Here is an 18629-nt window from a genome sequence, read left to right on the forward strand (position 1 = left end):
CTTTATTTAACACTACTCATTCACTCTCATTTTTCAGCCATGATTTAAACAGCTGCGCCGCAATTTCCGGATTCATTTGTGCGAATTCTTTGACTTTTTCCTTTTTATCATCCTTCAGCGGTTTAATCGGTTCAATCGGTGGCACCGCCGAACCTTCCTCACCCGCCATCGCCGCAAACAGCTCGTCCGCTTCAGCTTCCTGACCCGGACCGAAAGAAGCCTCAAAGCCTTCACCTTTGACTTTCTTTTTCTTCCTGCCCCGCATCAGAATAAACATCAGAATCAGCAGCAGTAACAGAACCCCGCCGGCAATGCCGCCAAAAACAAGGATGTTTTGTGTGGTCAGACCGCCTTGCTGCTCCACTTCTACGTTGTCTTCTGTGCCTGCAAACTCGAAATTTCGAATCGTGACGTTTTCCGGCGCCACACCCGCGGCAAACGACACCAGCTGCACAAGGTTCTCGCGTTCCGTGGCATTCAGATCTTTCTGATCAATGGCAATCCCGATAGAAACAGCCTGAATCGCCGCATCGGTCTTTTCCGTCTGGGTGATTTCCTGACTGACTGAATAGGTTTTGTCTTCCGTAATGCCGGTGACGGTCCCGCCATTTGCCCTAGCATTTTGAGCATAGGTGGTCACATCGGTATTTCCGGTTGTGCCGGCAACGCCGCCGGTTGTCGTCGTTCCTCCCGACACATTCATCGTTGACGATTCCTGATTGACAACCCCGGTATTGTCCCCATCCGCCGATGGCGTGTAAGCCGTGGTTTCCTTCTTCATCGAATCGGTATTCAGAGTCGCCGTAACCGAAATTTTATATTGCGCCGGATCATAGGGGCCAGCCAGCACATTGTTCACTTTTTTCTTGATGTCATCTTCAACTTTTGAGGTTAATTCAATTTTCGAGTTAGTGCCACCGCCTAATGTGGAAGCGCTTTTAACCAGATCATTGCCTTCCCCATCAGTTAATGCGATATTATCCTTTGAAAGGCCCGAAACAGACTTTGCGATCAAATTCTGGATTCCCAGAACCTGGCTTTCGGTCAGTGTGGCCCCCTTATCTAAATGAATAATGACAGAAGCCGTTGTGTTTTCCGTCTCCTGCAAGTAAAATACATTTTCAGTCGGCACTGAAATCGTGACAACCGCATCGCTGACGCCGTCCAGCGTTTTGATGCTCGCCGCAATTCTTTCCTGCAGCTGCATATTTTCATTTTGCTTTCTTTCATAATCGGTAGAAAGCATGCTATTGTTATCCTGGACCACATAATAACTCAAACCATTTTTGGGATAACCCGCTGATGCCAACTGCATCCTGACGGATGCTTCGTCCTGCTCCGGCACCGTAATATTGCCTTTGGAATCAAGCCGCACATCGACGCTCTTGTCCGCAAGCGCAGACATGATTTCCGTCGTTTCCGATTCCGTTAAGTTCTCGAAAAGCGGCACATAGGTTTTATGATTCAAGACGGCGGTCAACACCAGCGATCCAACCAGCACCAGTGCAACGACTCCAAAAACAATCAGCTTCGTTTTCTTTGAAGTGCTTGTCCATAATGTCTTTATTTTATTTAAAAAACTTTTAATTTGTTCATTCATTACATTTTTTCTTCCATCCAGATAAATTTGACGTAGTCACACTCATTAATCCTGCACAGCCGGAAAAACACATTTGCACACGTCCCGGTTGTTCACACTCGGGAAGCCAGTTATGCACAGGCATCGCTTCGGTTCATAGACTGGGCATAAATAAAAACTGTGGCAGCTCTTAAATTCAAGCATTCAAGCTGCAACCACAATTTTTGGTTATCATGTTCAATCTTTTTCAATATTACAGGCTTGTACTCATAACCGATGAATAGGCATCCAGTGCTTTGTTTCGCAGCTGAACCATGGTCTGCAAGGCAACCTCGGCTTTTGCAGTATTCATCATCATCGTAGATGGATCATCCATATTTCCGATGGATAAGTTGTAGGCATCGACCTTCGTCTGGGCCTCTGTTTTTTCAACATTGTCAAGCAGTCCCTGCAAGGTATCTTTGAAACTGTTTGTTGAAGTTGCCGAAGCACTCTCTGAAGCTGCTGCTGCGCCTCCCAAACTGCTGCTGACAGAACCAATACTGCCGCCAATAATTGAGTCGATAGGAACAATAAACATATTAATAATTCTCCTTTTTATTTACCGATTTCCAAAGCTTTTAACGCGATCGCCTTGGTCGCATTGAAAGCCGTCACATTCGCTTCATAAGCGCGGCTCGCTCCCATGGCATCGACCATTTCCTGGGCGGTGCTGACATTGGGATACATCACATAGCCATCGGCATTTGCATCCGGATGGGAAGGATCATAAACCGGCACCAAGGCCGAAGGATCTTCCACCACAGCGCCAACCTGCACGCCGGCATTCTGATTGCTCAGCTCTGAACTGAGCGCATCGCGAAACGAACCGGTCGGGATGGTGTTCACACTATTGAGAACCGTCATCTGACGGCGATACGGTGTGCCGTCTTCCGTACGGGTCACCTCAGCATTGGCAATATTCTGAGAAATAATATCCAGTCTGAATTTTTGTGCGGTCATCCCTGAACCCGAGATATTTAAAGAACTCATAAAACTCATTTCTATCACTTCCCTCCGCTAATCGCGTATTTCAATCTGGAGTAAGAATCGCTTACCCCTTGGACCAAATAGTAATACTGCAGTTGCGCCTTCGTCATATCGATGTTTTCCGAATCAACATCAACATTATTCTCATCCAGTCTGCTTGATGACGATCTGGAATAGACGCTGACCTGCGAGTTTTCAATGCTTTCAATGTTTTTTGTTTTGCTGGCTGCCGAAGCGGAAGTCGTCTGAATTTTTTGTATCTCAGATTTCAATTCATCTTCAAAATCAACCGCAACAGCCTTGTACCCCGGCGTTTCCGAATTGGCAATGTTGTTACTGATTGCTTTTTGTCGCTGCCAGGTGCCATTCAGCGCTTTTTCATACAAAGCAGACGTGATCGAATCTCCTATCATTTTATACTCCTTTACAAACGCTCACACAAAAATAACTGAATTAAGTTACTTACTCTTTATACCCTTATATCTTTATTGATATCATTCATTTATATCTACTTGATCCGGTTGTCTATCAATAAAAAACATTCATTTAAATACAACTAATTTTTTATTTAAAAAAACAATACAATATCCAGTGTTTATATTATCATATATTTTGTGAAACAACAATTAAATTAATCGCAATTGTTGACTTTATCCGAAATTTAAAGAAAATAAAAAAAACAGCTGAAATTCAGCTGTTTTTTTATAAATCACTTTTTCGTATCCAGATGAGCCCCGTAGCTTGGTGTCATGCTGATTTCATAACTCGCAATTTTCTGATTGGTGCGATTTGTTTTCAAATCCTGCATGGTTTGTTTCTGTTCCTCACGCAGCTGCCTGACAATATCCTGATCGATCTCTGCGTTGAGTTTAATCAGTTCATTAATCTGACTTTTCTGTTCCTCATTGTAAGCAATCGCGTTGTTCTCCAGCTTGAAATGCGTTTCCAGCTGCTGCAGTTTTTCGATCAGAACGTCGCGTTCGGCCAGTATTCCAGCTAAAGACTCCCAATTTTCAATATTGCTGAGCAGTTCTTCACCCTTGGAAACATATTCTTTCAGAATCTGAATTTTCTCCCGGCAAAACTGATTAGTCTGATCATTCATTGACTACAGCCTCCGCGGGGTTGAAGCACTGTTTATTTTATTCGCTTCCTTAAAAGAATCTTTAAGATCATTGATCAAAGACAACAGATCATTCATCAATTTAACATCGCGATTGACGTTTGCTTCACCCAACTTCTCATAGATAAACCCGTATAATTCATTAAGCTCAATCGAAATCGGGTATTGCATATCAAGAGAAAGATTCAATGAAGAAATAATCTTTTGACATTTTGCAATACAATTGAACGTTTTAACAAATTCCTGGCGTTCCGTCAGAATAACTGCCATCTTCAGCTGTTTTGAAGCTTCTTCGTAGAGCTTGACGACCACGTCACCCTTGGATAAGATTTCCAACGCGAGTCTTTTTGTCTCATCATATGCGTTTGCGTACTGCATCACAATTCCCCCTTTCTAAAAGGCTTAACTTGCCGAGAATGATGTTAACATCGAGCTTTGAGTATTCAGCGATTGAATCGCTGTTTCCATGGCGGTAAATTTACTCCAGTAATAGGTTTCCTGCTCTTTAAGTTTCGCTTTCATTTCTTTGATCGACTTGTTTGCTTTGGTGATATTTGTCGTGATACTGTTTTCCGTATTGGAAAGTGTCGCTTCATAGCCGGCCAGTTCGACAAGCGATCCTCGCGTCCCCTTCACCCCGGATGTCTTTGAGGCTCCGTTGATGATATCATTGAGCTGATTGGACAAGCCTGTTTTTTCCGACGTAAAAAGCTCTTTTACCGCCGTTGTCTGCGACGCCAGTGCTGCATCCAGTTTGGTTTCATCAATTTTCAGCTTGCCGTTTTCAGAATAGCCGGCCGAAGTGATGCCCATATTGAAAAGAGAAATTCCGCCTGCTACCGCCGAGCTGTACATCAGCGACTGCATTTTTGCTGTGATCCCTCTAATGGTACTGTCTCCAGTCAGCAGGCCGGTCTTGGCTTTTTTCTCCCACTGTTCAACTTCCGTATCACTCATATCTTTTTTCTGGTCGTCCGTCAGTGGCTGGTAGTCCGAATCATATTTTTCCTTGACCAGGCTGTTCATCTTATCAATCAGTGTATTATAATCATTCACATAACTCGTGATTGTCTCTTTTAAAGTAGTTGTATCCTCTTTAAGGGTAATCGTGCTTGCTTCATTCGTTTCCTTCAGCAAATCGATTTTCACGCCATCAACGGTGACGGAATTCGACGTCCGGGTAACGGACTGTCCATTAACCATAAATTCGGCATTCTGCCCGGCAGTGACCGTTCGATCTTTTAAGCCAAAGGCCGCCATGATGCCGTCAGACTTCGCATCACTGATGACGATGTTCCCCGTACTGCCGCTTTCATCAGCGGTCATGGTAAATTTATCAGTTAGTGCAGAATACCCCATGGTGACACCGGCACTGCTTGAATTGATGCGGCCCATGATGGTTGACAGTGAATCGGTCCGGTTAAACGTAAAATCGACCGAGTTGACAGAAAAACTGAAGGTCTGGGCGCTCGCATCAAGACCTCTCAAGGGCAGATCCCCCAGTGCGGTACCGGTGCTCAGCTTATTAGTCTGGCCACTGGTCATACCCAGCGAAGCCAGAACCGGTGTTTTTGAACTGAGATCATTCACCGTGATCTGAGAACCAGAGTCAGCAGAAGTAAAGCTTAACTTGCCGTCAGTAAGGCCAACTCTGACCATCGGCACAATCGGCACATCAGCACTCTTATTACCAAAAGCCGCTGTAACCTTTTCCTGAAGGGCCGTCAGAAAATTGCTGCCGTCGGCTTTAAAACTGGTATCACTGATATCGAAGGTGATGGTTTTAACGGTTCCATCCAATGTCATCTTCAGCGATTTTCCGGAAAGATTGGTCACTAGCGTACTGTTATCGACTGTAATCGCCGATCCAGTCAGGTCTTTGGAGATTTTTGCTGCACTTGATACCGTCGCCTTTGTAGCCAGTTTCGTGATTGAATTGATCGTGATGCTGCCTGACATGGCGGCATTTGTTGCCGTCGCGGTAATGTTTGTAGAAGTCGTCGATGCTGCCACCGTGCTGAACAGCTTATCACTTCGCATATTTTTGCTGGACAAAACATCCAGATACTTACTCTGAAATTCTTTTAACGCTTTGGTAACATCACGGTAGGCCGTCTGTTTCCATTCCATTTTTGTGACTTTTGCTTCTTCTTTTGTAATTTTAGTACGGGATCCGGTGGTTAAACTTTCAACCAATGAATCAGTGTCCATACCGGAAACCAGTCCGCCGATCCCGGTCTTACCTGTTAAAGTTGAAGCTGTACTTGATGATGTTGAGCTTACTGTTGACATTTTTTATCCCTCCAAACTGAATTTGTTATATTTCGTTCTATATCGTTATAATTAATATCGTCGCTTTCCCGAAATACTTTAGTATTCTTTTTGGTAAATCGAAGGCTGGACGTATTTGAACGAATGATCAACCGAAGCCAGCGACTCGCTCTGGCCAATGAAGAAATAGCCGCCCGGCAACAGTGAATCATAGAATTTTCGCACGATTTCATTTTTGGTCGGTTTGTCAAAATAGATCATAACGTTGCGGCAGAAAATCGCCTGGAAAGGTTTCTTAAACTGAAACCGGGACAATAAATTGAAATTCCGGTAAGCGACACCCTTGCGCAAAGCATCCGATACCCGCATGAATTCCTCATCATAATCGACAAAATACTTCTTTTTCCATTCCAGCGGAACCTTTGAAAGTTCTTCCTTCGAATAGACGCCCGATTTGGCAATCGACAGCACCTTGTCCGAGATGTCAGACGCCAGAATTGTGCTGTCCCAGGAGCCGATACTACTGCTCAGATAGTCGCGGGTGATCATCGAAAGGGTATAGGGTTCCTGACCGGAAGAACACCCGGCACTCCAAACCCGCAAGTCCCTGGTTTTTGTCGTTTCCTCGATCCACGGCAGCACATGCTTTTTGTAGTAATCAAAATGCTCGCTTTCCCGTAAAAAATAGGTATGGTTGGTGGTCAGTTTGTTGATCAACACCGTCGCTTCTTCATTATTTTTATCACTTTTAACATATTCAAAATAATCCATGTAATTGGTGTAGCCGAGCTGAGCAATATGATTGCTCAACCGGCCTTCGATCAGATGCCTTTTTTTGCGCAAATCGACACCGTAATTGGTATGGATATAAGAGGTGATCGCGTTAAATTCGTCTTCCTTCAGCTTAATCATTTCTTATTGCCTTTCTTAAATTAGTACCGGTCCAGAATACTGGGAATATCGACAATCAGGCTGATGCTGCCATTACCCAATATGGTACAGCCCGCAATGCCGGAATCCTTAACCGAATAGCGGTTCAGATATTTCGGAATGGGCTTCACCACGATCTGATGTTTCTGGATCAGATCATCCATAAACAGGCAGGCAAACGTTTCGCCGGAATCCACCAGCATCAGCGTTCCATCCTCGATACTGGTTTCGCATTTCCCCGAATTGAAGATATCGTGGAGACGAATCAGCGGATAGCATACCCCTCGGATCATCACCATTTCATTTTTGTCCGGATCCTTAATCAGTTGATCGGATGTGATTTTAAAGGACTCGCGAATATTGCTGATCGGGATTTCGTAGAGACTGTCCCCAACCTGAATTTCCATTCCGGAAATGATCGATAAGGTCAGCGGTATTTTCAGGAACGTGTTCGTGCCCGATCCCTTTTCACTTTCAATTGAGATGGACCCGCCGACTTTTTCGATATTCTTCTTGACGACATCCATCCCCACGCCACGGCCGGAAAGCTCAGTGACGACACTGTTCGTGGAAAAACCCGGCGCCATGATTAAATTCAGTATTTCTTTTTCTGTGTATTCTTCTTCCGGTTTTGTCAAAAGATTCTTTTCTTTCGCTTTTTTCAGAAGCACTGCCGGGTCCAAGCCCTTGCCATCATCACTGACCGAAATGACGATATCACCGCCGACATTCTGCGCTGACAGAATCACTTTGCCGATCGGATTTTTTCCGACGGCCATTCTTTCTTCCTTGCTTTCTATCCCATGATCCATGGAATTTCTGACCAGATGCATCAGCGGATCGGTGATCCCGTCGATAATGGTTTTGTCGACTTCTGTGGTTTCACCCATGGTGATGAACTCGACATCTTTCGACAGCTTCTTGCCGGTATCCCTGACGATCCGCTTCATTTTTTTGAAGGTCCCGGCAATCGGAACCATCCGGATCGACATGACAATATCCTGCAGCTCATCGGTCAGTTTCTGAAGCTGAGTAGAAGTCTTCTCAAAATTTTCATCCTTCACTTCATCCAGGTTCACACTGCCCAAAACCATGGATTCGGTAATCACGATTTCCCCGATCAGGTTCATCAGCGTATCCAGTTTGTTCAGATCGACGCTGATTAAATTCTGGACGTTGTTGCTGCTGGCAATTTGTTTATTCTTGGCCGCTTCCTTGCTTTTTTCAGGCTGTACGGCTTCGCCAGCAGGCGTCTCCGCTTCTTTTTCAACCGTTTTCGTCTCTAACTCTTCATCCGGGAAGGCATCGATAAACTGCAGGGTCTTAACCGACAGAATGCTGTTTGCCGTACTGATGATGGTATCTTTGTCAGCAGCCGTCAGCAGCTTGCAGAAAAAGCCATTTTTCAGAATGATGCCAGCCGCCTCAGGATTGTTGTTCAGTACCTTTGGTATGGTTTCCAACACTTTACCGATCGATTCCAGCTTGTTGACGAGCATAAAAGCGCGGATATTTTCCATCTGGCAATCCTCGGTAAAACGCGTATGCAGATAATAAAGTGTTTCGTTACCAGATGGTGGCTCTTCTTCAGCAGATGTCGCCGGTTGCGCTATTGCTGTTTCCGGCGCGCCCATTTCAAAGGACAAATCAATAGAAATTCCGCCTTCCGCATCCGTCTGATCTACCAGGATTGTATCCTGCGGGCCGCCTTTGATACGACTTAAAAAAGCCTCCGTCTCTTCGATGAGTTCCTCGTTTTTATCCAGTAAATCTTCGTTGTTCTGAATTTTTTCAACTTCGCCTCGCAAGAAGGTTGCAAAGTTTAAAACCAGATCCATCAAATCTTCAAAGTCTTCTGTTCGAATGCCTTCTTCTCTGATGACAAAAAACAGATCCTCCAATTTATGAGCGGAATGAGCCATTGCCTCAAATTCCATCATCGCTGAAGACCCTTTTATGGTATGCATAATACGAAAGATCTCGTTGATATCTTCCTCTGTTAATTCCGCATTGTCCTCAGATTGAAGTAATATTTCTTCCAATTGATCAAGTAGTGTTTCCGATTCAAAAATATACATTTCTAAAATTGAATCATTTCCAGAATCATAATTACTCATCTTCCCCATCCTTTATCTATATGAATTTTTCGTACCAACACCGTTGCTTAAAGCGTTATACTACTATTGTATCGAATTTCTGTGTTAAATCTACTATTTTTTTTATAAAATCTCATTTATTATATCGTCAAATTAGAAAAAAAGGTTAGTTATTTCAGAAAATTCAGAATTCTATGAAATCTGCCTTAGTCGGACTTTAAATGATTGCCTAAATTAAAATCTTCAAGTATAATTCTAATTACAAATACAAGCGTCTCGCTTCGTTCGTAGGGGCGATTATCAATCGCCCGCCAACACCCACACCCGATTCGCAATTGCTCAACGAAAGGAGTTCTCCGATGGACGGAATTAAAATCACTTCCACGGTTCAGTCACCGAAAACCACTGACGTCACCAACAAGCAGATACCCAGCGATGCCATTTTTGATCTGAACAATCAGGATATCAGCATCAAAACCGATCAGACAGCCGATAATCTTCAGCAGGAGAGCTTCCGGGACACATTATTCCAGAACCTGCAAAAAGAGATTCTAAAGCCGCTGCTCAACAGCACCGCGGCTGAAGCCGACAGCCTGCGAAAATTGGTGCTGGTGGCCCAGCTTTTTGATGGCTCCGTCGATGGCATCCCCAAAGAGCTGCTCAACGGCATCTTCATCAATTCCCAGGACCTGTTAAGCGAACTGCTGACCCGGGATAAAACCGATACGATCTTCAAAGGCGCGTTTTTCGACAGCCTGCGGTCACTGGCCAAACTGGAGGGTTACCCCCAGCTCAAGGATGCTATTGCCGGTATTTTGAGGAATTACGATGCCTTTGTCAAACAGAATCAGACGCTGCAGGACATTTTTTCCGAAACCAGCCGCCTGATGGCCAACCTGCCTTCCAAGGAACGCGCCCTGCTGGCGCAGGAGATGACAAAGCTGGAAATGGCCCTGACCGGCAGCAAGACAGCCGACCAGAATGCCCAGAAGCTGGTGGATCTGAAAACAATCCTCAGTGATAAACCGCAGTCCAACCAGACCCTTCAGACCCTGATCAATCTGAAAGCCTCCCAGAACGGCAAAAACCTGGATGCCCAGATGGCCAGAATCGAGGCCGCGCTGAACGGCAAAGGCCTGGATTACCAGGCGCTCCAGAAAATGCTGAAGAACGAAACCATCCCGGTCTTGCGTCAGATTTTGACATCTCAGGCCTACAGCGACAAAGTCTATCAGTCGGTCTCCACCATCATTGATCATATCGTCCGATACGACAAGGCCAACCCCGAACAGCTGGAAGCGTCAGTCGTAAAATTTGCCAATGCATTAAAACCCTTATCGAATTTAACCGATGCCGAAATTGTGGATATGAAAAAGCAGCTTTTTCTCCATGCCAAAGAAGCCGAGATTCTTTCCGACCGGATCAATTCAGCGGCCCAGAATACGCTCGACGGCGACAAAGTCGAGCTGGCTCACCTGCTGGAAAAAGCGCTGGATGACGCCAATTCAACCAAAATTGTCAACTCCGCACAAACGCTGCTGAATACAATGCTGCGAAATGAAAGCCCCATCTTCAACCTGATGCACTTTCTGATCCCGCTTCGTTTCATGGATGCCAATACCTACGGCGAGTTTTTTATCGACAAAGACCCTTCCGAAAAGGATGGCAGCAAACCGAACGCGCAGGAATCGACGGATATCTTTTTTACCATTCAAACCGACCGCTACGGAAATTTTGAAGTGGAACTGCTGGCCCGTGACAAAAGCATCAATCTGAACATCAACTGCCCGTCCACGCTGGTCGATACCTTAAGCAGCAGCAAGGACAAGCTCAAGAGCATTATTGAAGAGCAGGGCTACAAGCTCACCTCATGCGGCATCGGAGAATATATGGAAAGCCAGAGCATTCTTCAACGCTATCCCAAATTGGCTTTCAGAAAGGTAGGCATTGATGTCACCATCTAACGAAAAAAAGACTGCTTCCAGCAAGGCGCAGTCAGAAAAAGAAATCAAGAAATTAAAAGTCAGCGCTTTAAAATATGATCCAAAAAAGAATGCCGCCCCGGTGATCGTCGCCGCCGGCTCTGGTTTTGTTGCCCAGAATATCCTGAACGTGGCCGAGAAAAACGGCATCCCCGTCTACCACGACGACAGCGCCGCCACCCTGCTTTCCAAGCTCCAGATGGGACAGGAAATCCCCCCGGAGCTGTTTCAGATTGTGGTGAATATTTACATCTCGTTATTGAATCTGGCTGAGGATAATGGGATTGGGGAGAAATTGTTTAAATAGAAAGGATTTTCATATGAGTAAAGATTATAACATTTGCATAGACGCCCACCCAAACATATACAACAATTCATCTTCAAGAAAGTTAGATATCTTTTTTTCGGAACCTGAAAATGGTGTTAACAGTGATACCGGAATTTTAAACATAATTGCCGGTTTTGGTGGCAACGCCAATTCCAATGTCTATAAAAAAATGAGATCTCAGTTTGCTGATAAATACAATATGGTCGTCGTACAATGCAATTACTTTGGCTGGGAATTTATGCAGAGCGAAATTCTTCAGGAAACACTGGAAAATTTTAATGATATGGGGCCAATGCAGGCAGTTGACAATATTTTTAGTATTATTATGATTTCTGAAATATTGAAAGACAATAATCTTACTTTTAATGCAAGTAAGATTATTTCGTATGGTCACTCTCATGGCGCATATATATCATATTTATCCAATCGATTCGCTCCTGGATTATTCAACTTAATCATAGATAATTCAAGCTGGTTATATCCTGTATATATGTTGAATGACCGATATTTAACTTGCGGTGGTAATCAGACTATTTTCCACTACCTTATTCGTTCTTTTGATAATCTTGATCTTGATATTTATAACTTAAATTCTCTTTATAAGCATTTTAAAAATAAATGTATTATTCATTCTTTTCACGGAGCTGAAGATACTTTAATTCGTTTTGTAGACAAAGAAAATTTTTGTCTGCCTATGAGAAAATGCTTTTTGCATAAAATTGATCGTTCAAATCTTAACGATGTGTTTAAATCTCCTAGTCATAGTCTTGATGCTGATTATTTAAAACTCTATGATTATGTGATGAAAAACCTTTACAATACTTCTGGTAAGTCGACAAATATAAAAATCAGCAGCCATCGAATTGAAACACAAAAATATAGTTATTTATTTAATTTCAAAAGCCAAATACCTGTACTCACACGTGAACTAAAAAACAGGTAATAATGGATATTGATTTCAAGTATTATAGCCGCTTTTCTTTGACAATATTTTTTGTCTTTTAATTATCATATATAATCTTTACTACCCTTGTCAATCGTTCAATTAAATCAACCCCATCCCAAACCAGTTCAAAATCCATGGTTTTCCCAATGGGCACAACACGGTCGATCCCCTGCGGGCGATTATTTCTTAGGAATTCTTCAATCTGACTGAGATCCACACCATAATAGGATAATGTCTGGCACTGACTCTTGCAAAGCGGCAATAATTCATCCAGATTCTTTACTCTGCATTCCATGAAATAACCGCTGTTTCCCCGGTAGTCCATTAAATCTTCTTCAATTTTTTCCAGTGCCACACGGATGGTTAAATTGTTTTTCGTTATTATTTGGTGAACCCCTTGATGCGTTGCTCCTAATTCGCATAGTGTTGTCAGCTTACTCACGGCCTGAACGCCTTGGAGGTTATATTCTTTTTCTACAATGGTATTTAGACGCTTCCAGAATTCTTCCTGCGCTTCATTAATATGATTACCCATCCAAAAAATAATTCTTGGAGATGTACAGGCATTCTGATCGGTTAAATAGGTATCATTATAAAAGCCTCTGGCGATTTTTTCTTTATCCATCGCTTCCAGATACTGATCTGCATTGATGATCGCCATGGAATAACGGTCAGCAAAAGTTACTTCTATGGCCCTGGGTTTGAGTGCTGCTCTTCTGATGGTTTCAATGGTCTGGTTTCCTCCCCAGATAATACGGGTATCGCAAAGAGCTGACAAATACTCCGTAATCTTTTCAGAATGGCCATATTTGATCAAACAGAAATAGGGTCGCAAGTTTTCATATTTGGGATTCCCCAGCGTTCTTTCCATCGCTTCAATGATTAAATCAACTTGTTCATACTCTTTTGATGGAAGCCTGCCGATGTTGGCATTTCCTGCCAGTAGTCCTGCCACCATGGAATAGGCGAAATTGACAGGTACATTGGATGGCGCAATGTGAAAAGCAATCCCTCTGCCATAACGGTGTTCAATTTTATCTGTATAGTCTTTCTTCAGTTCTTCCATCGCGGCTTTTCTACACCAAAAGCCAAAGGTAACCACATCGGGATAAACTTTGGCTTTTTTATTTCTTAACAGTTCTTTGGATAATGCATTTAAATAGCTGATGACTTCTGCTGCAAACGGCTGAAAGGCTTTAAGCTTCGGCATTTCTTCCAGTGTTTTTTTTGTTCCGATATAATACTTTATTTCTTCCAAATCAGCCTCGTTATTTTTGCGGTCCATATGTATCACTGCACCCCCTTATTTCAGCATTTTTCAGTCGTCCGTGAATTTTAAAATATTTACCAGAACGGCCGCAAGGGCAGTCGTCTTCTCCTAAAATCACACCTTCATCTTCGGTTAACAAAACATGACCCGGGTATGATTTTGGCAAAATCGAAACGACTTCAATGATGCCGGTTTCGCCAATATCACAGGGGGTAAAATCAATGCTTCTCCTGGTGAGGATATCTGAAAAGATACTGGCATGCAAGTGACCTTCTTCACATTCCATATAAACACATCCAGTTTGTTCAACCATACCGTAGTAATCATAAATTTTTTTTATGAAACTAACATCACGAAGAGCGTCTTTAAAAGCTTGCGGATTAACCGATTCATTCTGCAGTTTTTTCCATCCACCGCCATGAATTAAGATACCCTGGGATAAATCGATCTTTTTGTTTTGCTTTTTCAGTTCTTTGTAGAAATGCTGCCAGATCATAAAAGTAAATCCAAAAAGAAGAATGGGTTTGCCTTGGTGTTTTTCCAGGAACGTCTCAATTGCATCCAGGTTAAGATTCATGTCATCATCCAGCGCATAGGTTTTGTTTGCACCAAAAATAGAAAATCCCAGAATTCCCGCACCTCTGGCTGAAAACATGGCTCTGTTTTTGACCACAGACGGACAATCTATAATCAGCATGGGCATCCGACTTGAACCTGTGAAATTTGAGACGATTTTCACCAGAGTTTTTTGCTGATGACTGGCGGTTTCCTTGTCCAGATATATCTTTGACACGGCTTGACCTGTTGTTCCTGAAGAAGTCATGGTTTTAAAAATTTCTTCATCTTTAATACTTTTGAGTTCAAGCTTTTTAAAAAGGCTCACCGGCAAAAATGGGATATCTTGGTAGCTTCGTATTCCTGCTTCAGAATTAAAGTTCAAGGCATCCAATATTCCTTTATACTGAGAACAATTCTGATAATGATGTTTTGTTAAGTCTTTTAAAATCTCAGTGAGAAAAGCCTCTTTTTCTTTTTTATCATAAGCGTATGGTGGAATATTTAATATTTTCTCATAATCTATCATAATTGACCTCTTTTGAAACACTTTGTTCAGTATTAGTCAATTAAAGCATTGACTGTTTCTTCTAATTTTATGTACAATGTTTTTCCTGCTTCATTTTTGGGAATTTCTGAAATGTGTTTCACATCAAAGGCTGAAAAATGAATCCCTGTCTTTTCCGATACATATTTTTTAACAATCTCTTTTTTTGTCTCATCAGTGATGTAGATTTTCATTTTATCATCTACCCCGCTGCAGGCACATTCCATATCTTCGAAGGCTGTTTTCAGCATCCGTTCCGTTTCATCGAGATTCACTCGATTACCAAAAATCTTAATAAAACGTTTTTTACGCCCGACGATGTAGTAGTAACCATCTTTGTCACGCTTCGCCATATCTCCTGTGGTAAGAATGCCGTTGTTTTCATCACCTTTAGCCAGATCTTCTCTTTCCTCAGCGTAACCCAAGGTAACATTTGGCCCCTGGTAAACCAGCTCTCCAGTAATTTCCGGTTCCGTAATTTCTTTTTCGTCAACATCAATAAGCGAAAATTTTCCACCGGGAATGGCAATTCCCATGCTCCCATATTTTCTTAAAGAGTCTTTATACGGTAAGTATGACATTCGAGCCGTTGCTTCCGTTTGTCCATACATCACATAAAAACGCTTTTGATGCTCCTGAGCATACTGGGCAAACTCTTTGTGCAGTTCTGGTGAGAGCTTTCCTCCTGCCTGTGTCATCGTCTTAAGACTCGGTAAATCCATTCTGAAAAAGCGCAGCCGTTTAAGCATCTCATAAGTATAAGGAACCCCACCAAAAGATGTCGCTTCTTCTTTTTTGAAAAATGTCCAGAATTCCTTTTGCATCAAACCTTTATTGCTTAATAATATGGTCGCCCCTTTATATAGGTGGCTGTTAATAATAGATAAACCATAGGTGTAATTCATCGGAAGCGTTGTAATGGGACGTTCTCTGTCTGTGATTTCCAAATACTCGACTATCGCTTCAGCATTCGACTGAATATTTTTGTAACTCTGACGGACTAATTTGGGACTCCCGGTAGAGCCGGAGGTGGTCAGTAGTAGTGCCAGATCTTCATACAATGGACTTGGTTCATAAGTGGTTTTTAATAATGTATAGTTGTATGCTTCCAATGTTTGGTGATACTCCGGATGTTGTTTCAATAGATCCGCTTTTTTTTGATCGGACACCCAAAGATATCCTGGTTGATAGACTTCAATCAAATGAGCTAACAATTCCTGGTCTAAACCACTGTCTAAAAGCAAAGGAACAATTTGATTGTCTAGAAAGCTCGTATAGCCTACCAATGAACCGATGCTGTTTTCGCACAAGGAAAAGACAAGACTTCTTTTTGGAATCTGACCACTCATGCTTTGAGAAGCTTCTTTTAATTGATTATAGGTAATACATTCGCCGTTATCCTGTATGGCGGCGAATGCATTTTTATCTTGTTTATTAAAAAACATCGCATTCTTCCTTTTCTTTCTAAACCAAAGCTGCCCCATCAACACCAAGGATTTGGCCTGTTACATAAGCAGATAAATCTGACGCAAGATACAGGCAGGTATTTGCAACATCTTCCGGCGTGCCCAACCTTCCCATTTTTATATTGTCGATTCTTTCTTGAAGATACTCTTCACCAATGGATCGAAACATTTCTGTATCGATCATCCCTGGCGCAATCGCATTTACACGTATGTTGCAGGATGCCAATTCTTTAGCGGCTGTTTTTGTAAGGGCTATCACCGCTCCTTTTGAAGCACTGTACACCATTTGTCCTATATTTCCATTCACCCCGACAATAGAAGATAGATTGATAATACTCCCGTTTTTTTGACGTGTCATAATCTTTGCTGCCAATTGGATTAATTCAATCATTGCAAAAACATTAACTTCAAAAGTGTCTTCCATCAGTTGATGCGGTATCATTCCAATACGTGCATCTTTCATGACTCCAGCATTATTTACAAGTACATCCAATTTTCCAGTTTCTTTTTTTATCTGCATAATCGCTTTTTTTGCAGCGGCAGTATCTGTTACATCAAAGTAAGTTGGAATAACCCTTCCATCATATTTTTGATTCATCTCGCAAACAACAGCATCAATACTTTCAGGTTCTCGAGCATTAGCATAGACAATCCCACCTGCCGCAATAAATGTTTCAATAATTCCATGTCCGATACCCCGGCTTGTCCCAGTCACTAAACAGACTTTACCTTTGAGGAGTTCAGATTTCGATATCATATTTTTTTAAAATCTCCTTACCCTTTTCAAAAGTCGATAGTTCAATGATGTCATCTGTATCCAGCATAATATCAAAGCAATCTTCAATTTCTGAAATCAAGCTCATATGTCCAACAGAATCCCAGGCTTTGATTCCCTGATACTCCAAATCCTTAAGCTTACTTTCTTCAATTTCAAAAACCGTAGTAAATATTTGGGTGTATTTTTCTAAATTTGTCATTTGTATTCTCCCTTTCATCCTATATTGTACATCGTCATATATATTTACTTGATACTTGTTTTTTATATTTTATGTAAACATAGAAAATTTCTTTAAATTGAAATCGATTCTTCACATGAATTCTTATGGCACTTTCATTATTCGTAGAAATATTCGTTGATATCTTTTGCGCACCTTTACTTTTCGCAACACTTAAAAATTCAATAATAAATACAATTACCTTCCATATTTGTCAGTTTTTCATTTTCTCTAATTAATGTATTTTCACTCACTGACATGTATTTGGTCTATCTGCATCAGCATCTGCTTTAAATAGAACCATATCTTTTTCGCTTGTTTCAAACCATATTTCGACATTTTTTTGAATAAATGGTTCAAAATAGTTGGGAATAATATTTTTGTCTTCTTTTTCGAGAAGAAAAAAACCAGCCTGTTCCATATCTTCTCTTGCTAATCCATTTGAAAAACAATCTACATATTCATAATTTTTATTATTCAACATTAATTTTATCGGTTCCCCAAGATATTTTAAAACACTTAAATCTCCGATATAATCAACAATTCGCATTATTGTGCTGCCATTTACCGTTATTTCTTTCCCAACAAGTAGCCCTTTCGTTTCGTCTTCATATATTACTTTCCACTTTAAATACTTGTATATTGGATGCAAAAAATATCTTTTTTCTATGTATTTTTTTGACTTGTAAGGTAGTTTTTCGTATTTTTTTTCAAAATCAAAAAAGCCATCCAAATCCGTTAGATTCTCCACATTTACCAATACCGCATTTAACTGATTATCTAGTCTCTGAATTTTCTTATTTTTAATAACTGCTATTTTATAATCTGAAAGATCATTTAACCTATAGTAGTGTTGCATGATTCCAGTCGTTCTACCAAATAAATGTTTTCCCAGTGGCACCATTGTCTCTGGGTTCGTTCCGATACCACAATACGTTTGATAATTTGTAATACTGATAAAACGTTTAATTAACTCCACTCCAACCATCGGTATCAGGTTTTCACCACTAACCATAATCATTACTGCACAAACATGATAATATTGATGATCACTATTAGAATAAGGAATAAATCCATGCATCCCAACCATTTTTCCAGTGGATTTGTCTTCACAAATGATAAAATTTAATTTATCTTCATTTCCATGTTCGTATAAAAAGAAATCTTTATTATTACCTAAAATATGATTATTTCGCCATTTTCTTTTTATAAAACACATTATTTTATCTATATCATCGCTATTTGCCTGGCGAAAATTATAATTTTCATCATACTTATTCACTACATAACCTCTTTCACTATTCATTTTCAATTCAATGTCTGTTGAATAATTCCACTTTTTTACATCAATAATAATTGCGATAATTTTCAGATTTCGGTGGCAAATCATTAGTATCCAACCTTGGCAATGTAAATGGATTTTCCTTAGTAATATCTGCAATTCTTACATCAGTTGTTAACCCTAGGATACAATTTTTTGATTTTACAAAATTAACAATTTCTTCATTATAT

18 protein-coding genes are annotated in these 18629 nt (G+C 41.3%); 3 read left to right on the top strand and 15 right to left on the bottom strand.

The features are described 5' to 3' along the window. Positions 1–16: 16 nt before the first annotated feature. The 9 genes from fliF to GH808_RS10340 form a co-directional block, all read right to left on the bottom strand. The gene (gene fliF, locus GH808_RS10300) at positions 17–1600 is read right to left on the bottom strand and encodes a flagellar basal-body MS-ring/collar protein FliF (RefSeq protein ID WP_186842704.1); all 1584 of its coding nucleotides are present in this window, start codon (positions 1598–1600) and stop codon (positions 17–19) included. 232 nt (positions 1601–1832) lie between these two features. Next, entirely contained in the window at positions 1833–2159 is a 327-nt protein-coding gene (gene fliE, locus GH808_RS10305) for a flagellar hook-basal body complex protein FliE (RefSeq protein WP_186842705.1), read from the bottom strand. Between the two features lie 17 nt (positions 2160–2176). Beyond that, positions 2177–2620, bottom strand: a complete 444-nt coding sequence (gene flgC, locus GH808_RS10310) for a flagellar basal body rod protein FlgC (RefSeq protein WP_186842706.1) — start codon at positions 2618–2620, stop codon at positions 2177–2179. A 5-nt stretch (positions 2621–2625) separates the two neighbouring features. Next, positions 2626–3021: a flagellar basal body rod protein FlgB gene (flgB, locus tag GH808_RS10315; protein ID WP_186842707.1), complete on the bottom strand. Its 396-nt coding sequence runs from the start codon at positions 3019–3021 to the stop codon at positions 2626–2628. 296 nt (positions 3022–3317) lie between these two features. Then, on the bottom strand, positions 3318–3713 hold the full coding sequence (locus GH808_RS10320) for a hypothetical protein (protein WP_186842708.1): 396 nt from the start codon (positions 3711–3713) through the stop codon (positions 3318–3320). A 3-nt stretch (positions 3714–3716) separates the two neighbouring features. Further along, positions 3717–4109, bottom strand: coding sequence for a flagellar export chaperone FliS (locus GH808_RS10325; protein WP_186842709.1), 393 nt, complete (start codon positions 4107–4109; stop codon positions 3717–3719). A 24-nt stretch (positions 4110–4133) separates the two neighbouring features. Continuing rightward, positions 4134–6023: a flagellar filament capping protein FliD gene (gene fliD / locus GH808_RS10330; protein WP_186842710.1), complete on the bottom strand. Its 1890-nt coding sequence runs from the start codon at positions 6021–6023 to the stop codon at positions 4134–4136. Positions 6024–6101: 78 nt separating this feature from the next. Next, positions 6102–6914, bottom strand: a complete 813-nt coding sequence (locus GH808_RS10335) for a CheR family methyltransferase (protein ID WP_186842711.1) — start codon at positions 6912–6914, stop codon at positions 6102–6104. A gap of 20 nt (positions 6915–6934) precedes the next feature. Continuing rightward, positions 6935–9049 carry a chemotaxis protein CheA gene (locus GH808_RS10340; RefSeq protein WP_186842712.1) on the bottom strand — a complete coding sequence of 705 codons (2115 nt, stop codon included), beginning with the start codon at positions 9047–9049 and terminating at the stop codon, positions 6935–6937. Positions 9050–9387: 338 nt separating this feature from the next. Here GH808_RS10340 and GH808_RS10345 point away from each other — a divergent pair, with 338 nt between their 5' ends. From GH808_RS10345 to GH808_RS10355, 3 genes are read left to right on the top strand one after another with little or no spacing between them, the layout of a single operon-like run. Next, positions 9388–10992: a hypothetical protein gene (locus GH808_RS10345; RefSeq protein WP_186842713.1), complete on the top strand. Its 1605-nt coding sequence runs from the start codon at positions 9388–9390 to the stop codon at positions 10990–10992. Then, positions 10979–11317, top strand: a complete 339-nt coding sequence (locus tag GH808_RS10350; protein WP_186842714.1) for an EscU/YscU/HrcU family type III secretion system export apparatus switch protein — start codon at positions 10979–10981, stop codon at positions 11315–11317. Before GH808_RS10345 ends, GH808_RS10350 begins: the two co-directional genes overlap by 14 nt. A 13-nt stretch (positions 11318–11330) precedes the next feature. Beyond that, complete coding sequence (locus tag GH808_RS10355; protein WP_186842715.1) at positions 11331–12281, top strand: DUF2920 family protein; 951 nt, start codon at positions 11331–11333, stop codon at positions 12279–12281. A gap of 58 nt (positions 12282–12339) precedes the next feature. Here GH808_RS10355 and GH808_RS10360 read toward each other — a convergent pair whose 3' ends face one another. The 6 genes from GH808_RS10360 to GH808_RS10385 form a co-directional block, all read right to left on the bottom strand. Further along, positions 12340–13569 carry an acyl-CoA reductase gene (locus GH808_RS10360; protein WP_243166186.1) on the bottom strand — a complete coding sequence of 410 codons (1230 nt, stop codon included), beginning with the start codon at positions 13567–13569 and terminating at the stop codon, positions 12340–12342. After that, positions 13553–14638, bottom strand: a complete 1086-nt coding sequence (locus GH808_RS10365) for a LuxE/PaaK family acyltransferase (RefSeq protein WP_186842717.1) — start codon at positions 14636–14638, stop codon at positions 13553–13555. The genes GH808_RS10360 and GH808_RS10365 overlap by 17 nt, the downstream gene beginning before the upstream one ends. A gap of 32 nt (positions 14639–14670) precedes the next feature. After that, positions 14671–16101 carry an AMP-binding protein gene (locus tag GH808_RS10370; RefSeq protein ID WP_186842718.1) on the bottom strand — a complete coding sequence of 477 codons (1431 nt, stop codon included), beginning with the start codon at positions 16099–16101 and terminating at the stop codon, positions 14671–14673. A gap of 19 nt (positions 16102–16120) precedes the next feature. Beyond that, a complete protein-coding gene (locus tag GH808_RS10375; protein WP_186842719.1) occupies positions 16121–16879 on the bottom strand; it encodes an SDR family NAD(P)-dependent oxidoreductase in 759 nt (252 codons plus the stop codon). After that, complete coding sequence (locus GH808_RS10380; RefSeq protein ID WP_186842720.1) at positions 16863–17099, bottom strand: acyl carrier protein; 237 nt, start codon at positions 17097–17099, stop codon at positions 16863–16865. The genes GH808_RS10375 and GH808_RS10380 overlap by 17 nt, the downstream gene beginning before the upstream one ends. A 268-nt stretch (positions 17100–17367) precedes the next feature. Next, entirely contained in the window at positions 17368–18399 is a 1032-nt protein-coding gene (locus tag GH808_RS10385; RefSeq protein WP_186842721.1) for a hypothetical protein, read from the bottom strand. Positions 18400–18629: the final 230 nt, after the last annotated feature.

It is taken from the genome of Acetobacterium fimetarium, assembly GCF_014284475.1.
GTDB classification, from domain to species: Bacteria; Bacillota; Clostridia; order Eubacteriales; family Eubacteriaceae; genus Acetobacterium; species Acetobacterium fimetarium.

Excerpts from the sequence above, each read along its gene's own strand:
- GH808_RS10350 (WP_186842714.1), top strand. The coding sequence starts at position 10,979 with ATGTCACCATCTAACGAAAAAAAGACTGCTTCCAGCAAGGCGCAGTCA.
- GH808_RS10375 (WP_186842719.1), bottom strand. The coding sequence starts at position 16,879 with ATGATATCGAAATCTGAACTCCTCAAAGGTAAAGTCTGTTTAGTGACT.
- GH808_RS10345 (WP_186842713.1), top strand. The coding sequence starts at position 9,388 with ATGGACGGAATTAAAATCACTTCCACGGTTCAGTCACCGAAAACCACT.
- GH808_RS10365 (WP_186842717.1), bottom strand. The coding sequence starts at position 14,638 with ATGATAGATTATGAGAAAATATTAAATATTCCACCATACGCTTATGAT.
- GH808_RS10320 (WP_186842708.1), bottom strand. The coding sequence starts at position 3,713 with ATGAATGATCAGACTAATCAGTTTTGCCGGGAGAAAATTCAGATTCTG.
- fliF (WP_186842704.1), bottom strand. The coding sequence starts at position 1,600 with ATGAATGAACAAATTAAAAGTTTTTTAAATAAAATAAAGACATTATGG.
- GH808_RS10335 (WP_186842711.1), bottom strand. The coding sequence starts at position 6,914 with ATGATTAAGCTGAAGGAAGACGAATTTAACGCGATCACCTCTTATATC.
- GH808_RS10370 (WP_186842718.1), bottom strand. The coding sequence starts at position 16,101 with ATGTTTTTTAATAAACAAGATAAAAATGCATTCGCCGCCATACAGGAT.
- fliE (WP_186842705.1), bottom strand. The coding sequence starts at position 2,159 with ATGTTTATTGTTCCTATCGACTCAATTATTGGCGGCAGTATTGGTTCT.
- GH808_RS10360 (WP_243166186.1), bottom strand. The coding sequence starts at position 13,569 with ATGGACCGCAAAAATAACGAGGCTGATTTGGAAGAAATAAAGTATTAT.
- GH808_RS10380 (WP_186842720.1), bottom strand. The coding sequence starts at position 17,099 with ATGACAAATTTAGAAAAATACACCCAAATATTTACTACGGTTTTTGAA.
- fliD (WP_186842710.1), bottom strand. The coding sequence starts at position 6,023 with ATGTCAACAGTAAGCTCAACATCATCAAGTACAGCTTCAACTTTAACA.
- flgB (WP_186842707.1), bottom strand. The coding sequence starts at position 3,021 with ATGATAGGAGATTCGATCACGTCTGCTTTGTATGAAAAAGCGCTGAAT.
- GH808_RS10325 (WP_186842709.1), bottom strand. The coding sequence starts at position 4,109 with ATGCAGTACGCAAACGCATATGATGAGACAAAAAGACTCGCGTTGGAA.
- GH808_RS10355 (WP_186842715.1), top strand. The coding sequence starts at position 11,331 with ATGAGTAAAGATTATAACATTTGCATAGACGCCCACCCAAACATATAC.
- GH808_RS10340 (WP_186842712.1), bottom strand. The coding sequence starts at position 9,049 with ATGAGTAATTATGATTCTGGAAATGATTCAATTTTAGAAATGTATATT.
- flgC (WP_186842706.1), bottom strand. The coding sequence starts at position 2,620 with ATGAGTTTTATGAGTTCTTTAAATATCTCGGGTTCAGGGATGACCGCA.